Consider the following 14978-nt stretch of genomic DNA (forward strand, 5'->3'; position numbering starts at 1 on the left):
TACATACAGATGAAATGGAGGCAGCTCTATGAAAAGTGATATGAAGGCAAGCGGGTTACTCAAGCCATCTGTCAGCTATGGAAAATCATTGCGGCTTTCAGCGGATCAGCCGATGACGATTCCTGAAGTCCTGCACAAAACCGCCGCGGCAGCGGGAGATCAAAAGGGCATCACATATATACAGCCTGACGGCACCAAAGTGTACCAGACTTACAGCGGCCTGAAAAAGATCGCTCTTTCGATTGTGAAAGGGCTCCGCCGATCAGGAGTGAAGGCTCAGGATGAAGTCATATTACAGCTAAGTGACAATTCCCAGCTGATTCCTGCTTTTTGGGGCTGTGTTTTTTTAGGAGCGATCCCGGTTCCGCTTGCGGCCGCTCCGGCTTATACAGAAATGAACAGCGGGACGCAAAAACTGAAAGACGCCTGGATGCTTTTGAATCGGCCGTATGTCATCACAAGCCGTGACGTGCTGCCGGAGATGACTGAATGGGCGGAGGAGCAGGAGCTTTCCGGGTTTTGCGCTTTGGCGGCAGAAGATCTCAGTGCGCACGAAATGGATACGGACTGTCATCATCCCCGTCCGGAAGATTTGGCGATGCTGCTTTTGACCTCGGGAAGCACGGGCACGCCGAAAGCCGTGATGCTCAGCCATGAAAACATCGTCTGCATGGTCAAAGGAAATATTCAGATGCAGGGCTATACAAGTGAGGATGTCACGTTTAACTGGATGCCTTTTGACCATGTCGGCGGCATCGGAATGCTTCATCTGCGTGATGTTTATCTCGGATGTGAGGAAATCAACATACCGAGCGAATCCATTTTGATGGACCCTTTAAAATGGCTCGACCTGATTGATCATTACCGCGCTTCGGTCACGTGGGCCCCCAATTTTGCCTTTGGGCTGCTTGCCGATTTTGCAGAAGAGATTCAAACGCGGAAATGGGACTTATCTTCCATGCGTTACATGCTGAACGGCGGGGAGGCCGCAGTTGCGAAAGTCGGACGCAGAATTATGGAGCTTTTAGAGCCGCACGGTCTGCCGGCTAATGCCATCCGTCCCGCATGGGGAATGTCCGAAACGTCTTCGGGCGTTATTTTCTCAGATGAGTTTACACTGGAAAACACGAGTGACGACGATCGTTTCGTCGAGATCGGTCTGCCGATCCCGGGATTTAATATGAGAATTACGGATGACCGCAATCAAGTGGTGGAAGAAGGAGAAATCGGCCGCTTCCAAGTGTCGGGTCTGACTGTAACGAGCGGATATTATGAGCGCCCGGACTTAAATGAGAGTGTCTTTACAGAAGACGGCTGGTTTGAAACGGGAGATCTCGGATTTCTGCGTGAAGGCCGCCTGACGATAACGGGGCGCACGAAAGATGCCATCATTATTAACGGTGTGAATTATTACAGCCATGCCATTGAATCAGCCGTTGAGGAATTGCCGGAAATTGAAACGTCTTATACAGCGGCATGCGCCGTCCGGCCGAATCAAAGCACGACAGATGAGCTGGCGATTTTCTTTGTGACATCTGTTCCGTTGGATGAGAACCGCATGACGAAGCTTCTTCATCACATTCACCAGCACGTGACACAGAGAATCGGCGTTACCCCTGATTATCTGCTTCCGGTCGCAAAAGAAGACATTCCTAAGACGGCGATCGGGAAAATCCAGCGCACTCAGCTGAAACATTCATTCGAACAAGGGGAATTTGATTCATTACATAATAGCAGGCAAGAAGGCGGCAATTCAGAAACCGCTTCTGCCGAGAAAGATATTGAACGGGATTTTATCCGTTTTCTGAAAGAGGAACTTTCCATCGCGGATGAGCTCGTTGATCCAAATACGCCGTTTCAAAGTCTTGGCGTCAATTCCATCAAGATGATGAAACTCGCCAGATCAATTGAAAAAACGTATCACATCCGGCTGACGGCAAGAGAGCTGCACAAAAACCCGACGATTGGCGCTTTAGCGGCTTATACTGCTGAAAAAGCGGCAAACATGTCAGCGGAGCATCATTCCCAAAAAACCGACCCGCCGGCAGAACGGGAGAGACGGCAAACGGCGCCAGCGCTTTCAGAAGTCCAAAAAGGGCTGTGGACATTGCAGAAAATGTCGCCTGAAACGACTGCATACCATGTCCCGCTCTGTTTCCGATTCACATCCGGAATCGACAAAGAGAAACTGAAACAGGCGTTTCAGCTCGTATTAAAGCAGCATCCGATGCTCAAAAGCGCCGTGGATGAAACAGACGGCGGGTTATATTTCATAGAAGCGGCAGATCCTTTTGTATTCTCGGAAGAAGATATTTCTGACGTCAATGAATCACAAATATCCGCTCTGATACGGAAAAAAGTGAAAGAGCCGTTTGTCAAAGAAGGCGGGCCTTTGCTGAGCGTGCAGCTGCTTTCAAAATCCGCCCAGGAACATTATCTTTTGACGGTCATTCACCACATCGTGTTTGACGGCATTTCATCCATTACATTTATTCACAGTCTGCTGGGTCATTATCAGGCGCTGATGGAGGGAAAAGAAGAGTTTGCGGCCGCTGCTCCCGGCATTCATCCCGATTTCGCGGCTTGGGAAAAGCGGTATTTAGCGGGTGAAGAAAGCAAAACTGCCCGCGCTTACTGGATGAAACAGCTCGGGGGCGATCTGCCTGACCTTCAGCTTCCGCCGATGCGCACGGACAGCAGTGTTCCGGAGTTTACAGAAGATACGCTGACACGCTGTCTTCCCGAACGGCTGCTGAATAATATAACGGCGTTTGCCGCATCCCGTTCGATTCATTTGTCTACCGTCATGCTGAGCTGTTACATGGTGCTTTTAAGCAAATATACGGATAAGGAAGATATTGTGACAGGCATGCCTGCAATGGTCAGACCCGAAGAACGCTTTGACGGAGTGGTCGGGCATTTCCTCAACATGCTTCCCATACGGAGCAGAGCCGGACGAAAAGAAACATTTGCTGACTTTGTTCAAAAGGTGCAGGATGCCGTTCTGGACGGACTGGATCACTCATTTTATCCGTTTCCGAAAATGGTGCGTGATGTGCATGCGAACCCCCGGCAGAACGGTTCGCCTGTTTTCAGCAATGCCTTTTTCTATCAGAACTTTCTGCAGCATTCAAGCTATCAATCGATGCTTGATGAATACAAGGAATTCTCCTGTGAGTTTGTAAAAGACATTCATCAGGAGGGGGAATATGATCTTGTATTTGAAATGTGGGAAGAAGCATCAGGCATGGATCTTACGATTAAATACAGCACCGAATTATTCGACGAAGCGGGGGCGGCCAGACTTTTCAGCCAATTTGTACAGGCTGCTGAAGCTTTGACGGCGAATCCGGATACGCCGCTTGAGAACGTTTCTCTCATGACAAAAAGAGAGGAGCACATGATTCTTAAGACTTGGAATGAAACAAGCCGTGAATATCCGGATGCCTGCTTCCATGAATTATTCGAACGTCAGGCGGCAGAAACGCCGGACGCTTGTGCGGTTGTGTATGAACAGCAACAGCTGACGTACCGTGAGCTTGATGAAAAAAGCACGAAGCTGGCGCTCTATTTGCAGGCGCACGGTGCAGGCCCTGATGATCTCATCGGCATTTATACAGACCGATCATTGCATATGGCTGTCGGCCTTCTCGGCATTTTAAAAGCCGGGGGAGCGTATGTGCCGCTTGATCCTTCTTATCCCGCTGACAGATTGGAATATATGATCGCCGACAGCAGGATTTCAATGTGCCTGACGACAGCTGATTTAGAGCACTCTTTGAACTGGGGAGGCGTGCAGACAACTGCCATTGACCGCGATTGGTCTCATATTGAAAGTACAGCCGCGGAAAGAACGTCGCTGAAGCGGTTAGTGACACCTGACGATCTGGCGTATGTCATTTACACGTCGGGCAGCACGGGCAAACCGAAAGGCGTGATGATTCCGCACCGGGCGCTGACCAATTTCTTAATTTCGATGGCGAATGAACCGGGGCTTTCGTCCGAAGATAAACTGCTTGCCGTCACGACATATTGCTTTGACATCGCGGCCCTGGAGCTTTACCTTCCTTTAATCAAAGGAGCGGAGTGCAACATCTGTAAGACAGAAGTCACAAAAGACGCACGGAAGCTGAAAGAGCTGATTCAAGAGTACAAACCGACGATCATGCAGGCGACGCCGTTTACGTGGAAAATGCTCTTTCATTCCGGATGGTCAAATGAAGAAAAAGTGAAAATCCTTTGCGGCGGAGAGGCGCTTAGCGAACAATTGAAGCAGCAGTTTCTCGATACGAAAAGCGAGGCTTGGAATATGTTCGGGCCGACAGAGACGACAATCTGGTCCGCGGTGCAGCGTATAACGGAAAATGAGAGCGCGCTTACGATCGGACGCCCGATCGCCAATACCCGCGTGTATATTATGGATTCCGGTCTCAACCCTGTTTTAGAAGGGGTGCCGGGAGAACTTTGTATTGCGGGAGACGGATTGGCAAGAGGGTATTTCAACAAGCCTGAGCTGACAGATAAAGCTTTCGTCAGCCACCGGCTCGAACTGGGATCAAAGCTTTATAAAACAGGCGATATGGCGCGTTTTCTTCCCGGCGGCCGCATTGAATACATGGGACGGATGGATACCCAAGTCAAAATCCGCGGATACCGCATTGAACCCGGAGATATTGAGAGCAGGCTGAATGCCCATCCGGCCGTACAGGAAAGTGTAGTTGTTGTGAACAATCACTCCGGAAATGAAAAGCTTTGCGCGTTTTATATCCGGAAAAACGGAGAGCCGCTTCCGTCTGCAAAGGAATTGCGCAATCATTTGAAGCAAGCGCTGCCGGCCTATATGACGCCAGCTTCGTTTATCCGTCTTGAAGAGCTGCCGCTCACACCGAACGGAAAAGTGGACCGCAAGCTTCTTGCTGCCCGCGATCTGACGGAAAAGCAGCCGGATACACAAACATTTTCATCATCTCATATCCAGCAGGCGGTACTGGCGATTTGGCAGGATGTATTGAAAAGCAAAGATATAGAGCTTGATGACCGCTTTTTTGATGCGGGGGGAGATTCGCTTCTTGCCGTGACTGTCACTGACCGGATGACGCAGGAACTGGATTGTGAATTCAGTGTAACGGAGCTGTTTGAATACGCGACGGTAAAAGACATCAGCCGGTATATCGCTGAACAAAAACCGAAAGAAACCGTTTGGGCTCCTGTGCCGCAAAAGAAAGTGAATGCAGAAGACCGGGAACATCCGGCGGGAGAATTTCCCGATTATTACGAGGACAGCCTTGCGGTTATCGGTATATCCTGTGAGTTTCCGGGAGCGAAAGATCATTATGAATTTTGGAATAACATCAAAGAAGGCAAAGAAAGCATCACCTTCTTTTCAAAAGAAGAGCTCCGCCGATTCGGTATTTCTGAAGAACTCGCTGATCATCCCGGCTTCGTTCCGGCTAAATCAGTTTTAGAAGGGAAAGAAATGTTTGATCCCGGTTTCTTCGGCTTTTCACCGAAAGATGCGGAATATATGGATCCTCAGCTGAGAATGCTTTTGCTCCATTCATGGAAGGCAATCGAGGATGCGGGGTATATCTCCAAAGAAATTCCGGAAACAAGCGTGTATATGTCTGCCAGCACGAACTCTTACCGCAGCCTGCTGCCGGAGGAGACGACAGCACAGCTGGAAACGCCGGATGGCTACGTGTCATGGGTGCTTGCCCAAAGCGGTACGATTCCGACGATGATTTCTCATAAACTCGGGTTGAAAGGGCCGAGCTATTTTGTCCATGCCAACTGCTCATCTTCGTTAATCGGCCTGCATTCGGCTTTTCAAAGCCTGCAGTCCGGCGAAGCCAAGTACGCCCTTGTCGGCGGTGCGACCCTTCATACGGAATCAAGCGCCGGGTATGTTCATCAGCCGGGGCTGAATTTTTCGAGCGACGGGCATATTAAAGCGTTTGACGCGGATGCTGACGGAATGATCGGCGGTGAAGGAGCCGGCGCCGTGCTCTTGAAAAAAGCGTCTGATGCCGTTAAGGACGGCGACCATATTTATGCGCTGCTGCGGGGAATCGGCGTCAATAACGACGGAGCGGATAAGGTCGGATTTTATGCGCCGAGCGTCAAAGGACAGGCTGAGGTCATTCAGAAGGTCATTGATCAGACGGGCATCCATCCTGAAACGATCGCGTACGTCGAAGCTCACGGCACAGGAACAAAACTCGGCGATCCGATCGAACTGTCCGCACTTCAATCGGTGTACGGCCGATATACAGATAAAAAACAATACTGCGGCATCGGTTCAGTCAAAACAAATCTCGGGCATTTGGATACAGCGGCCGGAATGGCGGGCTGCATCAAGGTTGTCATGAGCTTATATCATCAGGAGATCGCGCCGAGCATCAATTACAAAGAGCCGAACCCGAATCTTCATTTAGAAGACTCTCCGTTTTACGTAGCGGAAGAAAAGAAAGAGTTAACCCGTGAGAACAGAGCGCACCGCATGGCTTTAAGCTCTTTCGGTCTTGGCGGAACAAACACACACGCGATTTTTGAACAATACCCGGATGCATCCGAAGCAGCAGACGCTGCGGGTCCGTTCATCATTCCGTTTTCTGCCAGAAAAAAAGATCGTCTGAAGGAGTACGCAAAACAGCTGCTGGCTTTTCTGGAAAGAAAAACGGACGCCGACCTCGCTGATCTTGCCTACACGTTCCAAGTCGGAAGGGAAGCGATGGAAGAGCGCGCTGCCTTTATCACAAGCAGCACTGCGGAGCTGAAGCGGCAGCTTGCCGATTTTATCAATGATAAGCCGGCTGTAACAGGCTGCTTCAGAGGAGAAAAACAGCAGGCGAAAGATATTGCCTGGCTTTCTGATGATGATGACAGCGCTGAACTCATTGAGAAATGGCTTGCGAAAGGAAAAGGATCGAAGCTCTGTGAAATGTGGAGTAAAGGTGTCGCCATCAATTGGCACAAGCTTTACAAAGACAAGCATCCGAAACGAATCAGCGTGCCGGTCTACCCGTTTGCAAAGGAGCCGTACTGGCCGAAAAAAGCAGAAAAGAACACATCTGCCGCACACACCGGAGTCTCAGTTTTACACCCGCTCGTGCAGCAAAACACGTCAGATTTAACCATTCAGAAGTTCAGCTCACTGTTTACAGGATCAGAATTTTTCCTGAAGGATCATGTGGTCAGGGAAAAAGCGGTGCTGCCGGGAGCGGCATATTTGGAAATGTCTTATGAAGCGGTAAAACGGGCGCTTGGCGGCTTATTAAGAGACCAAGACAGAATAACGCTCCATCATACCATCTGGATGAAACCGATCGTCGTTCACGAACAAGAACGCCGTGTTCATATTGCGCTGTTCCCTGAAGAGGACGGCATCATCTCATATGACATTTACAGCGTAAACGCTGACGATGAAGAAGTGCTGCACAGCCAAGGACGGGCCGAAATCATAAAGGCTGAACAAGATCCTGAGACAGACCTTTCTGCCATACAAAACAGATGCACAGCGGACATTCTTGATCCGGCGGTCTTTTATCGGGAAGGCCGGAGCAGGGGGATGTTCCACGGAAAAGCCTTCCAAGGCATTAAGTCCGCCTTTATGGGCGAGAAAGAAGTGCTTTCGGACATACAGCTTCCGGATTCTGTTTCTCACACGAACGGACAATTTACGCTTCATCCGAGCATCATTGATTCAGCTATTCAGACGGCGACGATCTGCATTATGCAGGAGTTTTCCGGACAAAAGCTGATTCTGCCGTTTGCGCTGGAATATCTTGAAGTCGTAAAAGCATGCACGCCGACTATGCGGGCGCATGCACGCTTCAGTGAAGGATATCAAACCGGTGATTCCGTGCAGAAAGCCGACATTGACCTGTTCGACGAAACAGGAGCGCTTTGCGTGAAGGTGAGAGGATTCTCTACGAGAGTGCTTGAAGGCGATGCAGAATCGGCTCAGCGGCTATCAGGCTCGGAAAAGGTCTTGTTTGCACCGGTCTGGAAAGAAGCCGCCGCATCCGAGAAAGCCTCTGTCCATGCTGATGAGCATTTGATCATACTTTGTGAAGATGCCTGCCGTATAAAAGATGAAGCGGCATCCGGCCTGAAAGACGCCGAACTGCTGATTGCAGAAGGTGAGGGTGAAACAGCCGCTGAACGCTTCCAAAGCTACGCGCAGACAATCTCTGAACACATCCGGCGGATCATCAGCGAAAAAAGGCAGGGCCGCATTCTGGTTCAGACTGTTATTTCAGCAGACGGCAGCCAGCAATTGTTTGCGGGGTTAACAGGTTTGTTAAAAACAGCCGAGCTGGAATACGGAAAACTTGACTGTCAGCTCATCGAAATGGAATCAATCGGCGAAATGCCGGCTGTCGCTCAAAAACTGAAAAATGACAGTCATCGGCCGCATGATAAACATATCCGTTATAAAGGAGAAAAACGGTATGTGAAGGCTTGGGAAGAAATGCATCCCGCAGGGGGCGGCATCGTCTGGAAGGACGAAGGCGTATATCTGATTACCGGAGGGGCAGGAAGCCTGGGGTTGATGTTCGCAAAAGAAATCGCAGGTCGCGTAAAACACCCGAAAATCATTCTGACCGGCCGCTCAAATCTGGCAGAAGCCAAACAGCGTGAGCTTGCTATGCTTCAGCACTCAGGCGCAAATGTCGTCTACAAAAAGCTGAATGCGGCAGACCGGCGGGAAAATGAAGCGCTGATAAAAGAGATTACGGCGGATTTCGGAAAGCTTAACGGAATTATTCACGCTGCGGGAGTGATACAAGACCGCTTCCTGCTGCAAAAAACGAAGGAAGAGTTCAGAGAAGTGCTTGATCCGAAAGTCATCGGAACCGCTTATTTAGATGAAGCCAGCAAAGACTGCAATCTTGACTTTTTCGTATTGTTCTCCAGTGTTTCCGGCGTTCTCGGCAATGTCGGGCAGGCTGATTATGCTGCCGGCAACGCGTTTATGGATGCATACGCCGCTTACAGGCAATCCCTTACGGAGAATGGCCTTCGGCACGGAAAAACGGTCGCCTTTAACTGGACGCTGTGGAAAGATGGCGGGATGCAGGCGGGAGACGAGACGGAGAGAATGATGAAAAAAGCTTTCGGCATGGTTCCGCTTCAAAAGGCGTCAGGCCTGGCTGCATTTTATGAAGGAATGGCTCAGGAAAAGCCGCAGCTTTTAGCAACCGAAGGACACGCAGCAAAATTAAAACAGTCGTTCCTATCCGTTTCTGAAACTGAAAAGCCGCAGGTGGAGAAAATTGAGCCTGTATCCGCCGTTTCGGGAGACAAATGGCACGGTGCGCTTATCCGATTGGTCAGTTCAATTTTAAAAGTCGGCCAAGACGAGATTGATATTGATACGGAACTGAGTGAATACGGTTTTGATTCCGTATCGTTTACCGTCTTTACGAATCAATTAAATGAAGCGTATCAGCTGGAGCTGGCGCCGACGATCTTCTTCGAACACGGGACGATCCGCAGTTTAGCAGAGTATTTGACGGATGAGGCAGAAGCCGGCCTTCCTTCTCAGCCGGAAGAAAAACACGATGCAGAAGAATCTCTTCAAACGCTTCAGACCGCTTTGACAGCCATGGTAAGCGGCATTTTAAAAGTTGACCGTGAGGACGTTGAGACAGATACGGAATTGAGTGAATACGGTTTTGATTCCGTATCGTTTACCGTCTTTACGAATCAATTAAATGAAGCGTATCAGCTGGAGCTGGCGCCGACGATTTTCTTTGAGTACGGAACGATCAGCGGTCTCGCCGGATATTTGGCAAAAGAGCATCCGGGCCGTTTCGGCGAAAAGAAGAAAGAGTCTCCGGAAAAAGCGCAGCCAAAAGCCCAAAAACCGAAAATGCAGCGGAAAAAGCGCTTCGCAACGGTAATGAACGCTGCGGCAGCGACACAAGAGCCGCGCCGCTTGGACCCGGTTGCCATTGTCGGAATCAGCGGCCGATTCCCGGGTGCAAAGGATATAGAGGAATTTTGGCGCAATTTGAAAGAAGGAAAGGATTCGATCACAACCATTCCGAAAGAACGCTGGGATTGGCAAGCGTTCGATGGCGACCCGAATCTTGAAGGGAACAAAACGAATATCAAATGGGGCGGCTTTATCGACGGAATAGCTGAATTTGATCCGCTGTTCTTTGGGATTTCACCGCGGGAAGCCCAATATTTAGATCCGCAGCAGCGGCTGTTATTGACTTATGCATGGCGGGCGATAGAAGATGCGGGCTGTAAACCGGAAAGCCTTTCCGGCACAAATACGGGCGTCTTTATCGGCACCGGAAATACCGGTTATAAAGATTTGTTCACAAGGGCAGGTCTTGCGCCGGAAGGACATGCGGCGACAGGCAGCATGATTCCTTCCATAGGTCCGAACCGTTTGAGCTATTTGTTAAATCTTCACGGGCCGAGCGAGCCGATTGAAACGGCATGTTCAAGCTCGCTTGTGGCGATTCACCGGGCGGTATCCGCTATAGAAAACGGAGAATGCGACATGGCGATTGCCGGGGGAATCAATACGATTCTGACGGAAGAAGCGCATATCAGCTACAGCAAAGCAGGCATGCTCAGCAAAGACGGAAAATGCAAAACCTTCTCCAAAGATGCCAACGGGTATGTCAGAGGAGAAGGCGCGGGAATTCTGATGCTGAAGAAACTGACAGATGCAGAACGTGACGGCAATCCGATTTACGGCGTAATCCGCGGTACGGCTGAAAACCACGGCGGCCGGGCGAATACGTTAACCTCGCCGAATCCGAAACTGCAGGCTGATTTATTGGTAAAAGCATACCGGAAAGCGGGAGTGGACCCGAGCACCGTTACGTTTATTGAAGCGCACGGTACAGGAACGGAATTGGGCGACCCGATTGAAATAAACGGTTTGAAAGCGGCGTTTCACGAGCTGGCGAAAACAAATCAAGAGCCCGAAGTCTCCGGTCACCGCTGCGGCATCGGTTCGGTCAAAAGCAATATCGGCCATTTAGAGCTTGCCGCGGGAGTATCAGGCGTGATGAAAGTGCTTTTGCAAATGAAACACAAAACGCTGGTGAAAAGCCTGCATTGCGAGACGATCAATCCGTACATTCAGCTCGATGACAGTCCTTTCTACATCGTGCGGGAAAATCAGGAATGGACGGCAGCAAAAGATAGAAACGGAAATGCCATTCCGCGCCGGGCCGGGGTCAGCTCATTTGGCATCGGCGGGGTCAACGCCCATATCGTCATTGAAGAGTATGTCCCGAAAGCAGCCGCTCAGCCTGAACACAGCCCGGAAAATCCGGCAATCATCCTTTTGTCCGCCAAATCAAAAGAAAAACTGTTTGAACAGGCGCAGCAGCTGCAAAAAGCGATCTGTCAAACGCCGTATACAGATCAAGACTTGGCGGGCGTCGCTTATACGCTGCAAACCGGAAGGGACGAAATGGAAGAGCGCTTGGCCATTCTTGCAGCGACGATGGCGGAATTGGAAACAAAGCTGGAAGCATTTACGAAAAATGAGAAAAACATCGCCGGGCTGTATACCGGCCAGTCTCACCGCAATAAAGATACGTTTGCCTTGTTCACGGCAGATGAAGATATGGACATCGTCATTGACGCCTGGATTAAAAAAGGAAAATTCGCCAAGCTGGCAGAGGTATGGGTGAAAGGCGGCGTATTGAATTGGAACCGGCTGTATGAAAAGGGTACGCCGCGTTTACTCAGTCTACCGTCTTATCCGTTCGCAAAAGACACGTATTGGGTACCTGAGAATCCTGACAAAAATAAGGTCCATACAGAGGAACGGATGAAACGTATTCTGACGAAACAATGGGAACTGAGCCCGCTCGAACTGCGTGAACCGTGCGCACGTTCCGTTGCGATTTTGACAGGCGGGGACACGATCAATCTCGCAGAAGAGATCGCAGCGCATATGCCGAATCACCGTATCATCACCGCATCAGACTTTACCGGTGAATATGACTGGCAGGCGTTTGACGGAGTCATCGACCTCCTCGGCGCAGCGAAAGAAGATTCTCAAGACATGGCCGGAATCAAATGGCTTCAGCAGTTGATTGAGCATGGGCATAAAGAAGGGATGACACTGCTTTGTGTCACGAAAGACCTTGAGTCACTAGATAAAGAAGCCAATCAAACAACAGGAGCAAAACGGACCGGTCTGTACAGAATGCTGGCATGCGAGTACGGTCATCTGTCTTCAAGGCATCTCGACCTTGAAGGAGCGCTGTCGGATGACAAACTGGCGAAGCAGATTGCCGATGAGTTTCATGCCCGTACTGATGACGCGGAAGTTTGCCGGAGGAACGGCTTGCGTTACCGCGCTGTATTAAGCGGCTCAGAAAACATGGATATGAAAGGCGAGAGAATTGATTTTCCGGACAACCATGTGCTTCTGATCACCGGGGGGACGAGGGGGATCGGCCTTTTATGCGCACGCCATTTTGCCGAACATTACGGAGTGAAAAAACTGGTGCTTACAGGCCGTGAGACCCTTCCGCTGCGAAGTGAGTGGACGGGCGGACTGAATGGGGTGACGGCTTCTGTAAAAGCGAAAATTGAAGCTGTTCTCGACTTGGAATCCAAAGGTGTACAAGTGAAGGTTTTGTCAGTCCCGTTAGCTGATGAAGCCGGGCTGAGACAGGAACTGAGTCAGATAAAACAGACGCTCGGACCTATCGGCGGCGTGATTCACTGCGCGGGTGTGACCGATAAAGAGACGCTCGCATTCATCAGAAAAACCGATGAAGACATACAGCGCGTGCTCGAGCCGAAAGTAGACGGGCTTCAGGCGTTATACAGTGTGCTCAGCGAAGAGCCGCTGAAGTTTTTCGTCTTGTTCTCTTCCGTGTCAGCTGCGATACCGGCGCTTTCGGCAGGACAGGCCGACTATGCCATGGCCAATGCGTATATGGACTATTTTGCAAACTCATACAAAGAGCAGCTGCCGATCGTGAGCATTCAGTGGCCGAACTGGAAAGAAACCGGAATGGGCGAAGTAACAAACAAAGCTTATAAAGAGAGCGGGCTATACAGCATCACGAATGCAGAAGGATTACAGCTCCTTGACGGAATACTTCTTGAATCAGCAAGGGGCCCGGTGCTGCCGGCCGTTCTGAATCCTAAGCTGTGGAAGCCGGAGCGATTCCTGCGGCGGAGCAGGCAGGATCAGCCAATGAGTCCGGCTATGGTAAAACCGGCGGAAAAAACCGCTTATGCTGCCGCAGACAACGCTCAATTAACAAGGAAAACAGAAGAATGGCTGAAAGAATTATTTTCTGAAGAGCTGCGGATTGACCAGGACCAGCTTGAGACAGACGTATTATTCCAGGATTACGGAGTGGATTCCATTATTCTTGCTCAGCTTCTGCAGCGGATCAATCGGAATCTCTCGGCATCGCTTGACCCGTCCATTCTGTATGAATATCCGACGATTCAATCTTTCGCAAATTGGCTTCTCGAAGGATATACAGAAGTTTTGTCAGAACGGTTTGATTTGGCGGCGGAGCCTGTTAAGAAGAAGCCGGCTGAGCCGGTGATTGAAACACAAGCCGTTAAGGTGCAAGAAGAGGCGGCCGGAAAACAGATTCACCGGGAAGATATCGCGGTCGTCGGCATGTCCTGCCGGTTTCCGGGGGCGGCTTCCTTAGAGGCGTACTGGTCGCTTTTGGCTGAAGGCCGTTCGGCTATCGGTCCTGTTCCGGCTGAGCGATGGGGGTTGAAGACGCCTTATTACGCGGGGATGCTTGATGGAATTCATCAATTTGATCCAGACTTCTTTTTACTGGCTGAAGAAGATGTAAAGGCAATGGACCCTCAAGCTTTGGCCGCTCTGGAAGAATGCCTTAACCTGTGGTATCACGCTGGCTATACGCCGGATGAGATAAAGGGAGAAGCAATAGGTGTGTATCTCGGCGGACGCAGCCGTCACAGACCGGGTGAAGAGAAACTGCTGGATGCGAAAAACCCGATCGTCGCGCTGGGTCAGAATTATTTGGCCGCAAATCTCTCTCAATATTTTGATATGCGCGGCCCGAGCGTTGTCCTCGATACGGCTTGTTCTTCTGCTTTAGTCGGAATGAATATGGCCGTGCAGGCTCTTGTAACAGGAGAAATAAAAGCGGCCGTCGTCGGCGGGGTGAGCCTGTTTGAATCAGAAGAAACCCATAAATTATTTGAACAGCGCGGCATATTAAGTAAAGCGCAGTCGTTACATGTATTTGACGAACGCGCCGATGGAGTCGTGCTGGGCGAGGGTGTCGGAATGGTTCTTTTAAAAACCGTGTCGCAGGCGATTGAAGACGGAGATTCTATTTATGCCGTAGTGAAGGCGGCATCCGTCAATAATGACGGAAGAACGGCAGGCCCGGCTACGCCGAGTCTGGAAGCGCAAAAATCCGTCATGAAGACGGCTCTTGAAAAAAGCGGAAAACAGCCGGAAGACATCACTCATATTGAAGCGAACGGTTCAGGCACGGTCGTGACGGATCTGTTAGAACTGAAGGCCATTCAATCCGTCTACCGTTCAAAAGACGCCGGCCCGCTCGGAATCGGATCTGTGAAACCGAACATCGGGCACCCGCTTTGCGCGGAAGGAATTGCAAGTTTCATAAAAGTTGTTCTCATGCTGAAAGAAAAGAGCTTTATCCCGTTTTTATCAGGCGAGCATGAAAATACACATTTTGATAGAGAAAAGGCCAATATTCAGTTCAGCCGCACTCTGGCAGACTGGCCGTCACCAATACCGGCGGCAGGAATTAACTGCTTTGCCGACGGCGGAACAAACGCCCACGTCATTGTGGAAGCGTGGCAGGAAGACGAAGGGCGCCGAATCAAGCGCCACCCTTTAACTCCGCCTGCATTAAATAAGCGGCTGATTTCGCCGGACAGCAAAGAAGAAACGAACGAAAAAGCTGCGGCAAACATCTGGGATACCTATGAAGTGGAGGTTTAAC

General features: G+C 50.3%; 1 protein-coding gene. It reads left to right on the plus strand.

Annotated elements, in window-relative coordinates; all coding sequences use genetic code 11:
* Nucleotides 1–28: 28 nt before the first annotated feature.
* A complete protein-coding gene (locus BXO87_RS04955) occupies nucleotides 29–14977 on the plus strand; it encodes a non-ribosomal peptide synthetase (RefSeq protein WP_038458075.1) in 14949 nt (4982 codons plus the stop codon).
* The last annotated feature ends 1 nt before the right edge of the window (nucleotide 14978 follow it).

The organism is Bacillus sp. GZB (assembly GCF_001975995.1).
In the GTDB taxonomy this organism is placed as follows: Bacteria; Bacillota; Bacilli; order Bacillales; family Bacillaceae; genus Bacillus; species Bacillus velezensis.

Excerpts from the sequence above, each read along its gene's own strand:
- BXO87_RS04955 (WP_038458075.1), top strand. The coding sequence starts at position 29 with ATGAAAAGTGATATGAAGGCAAGCGGGTTACTCAAGCCATCTGTCAGC.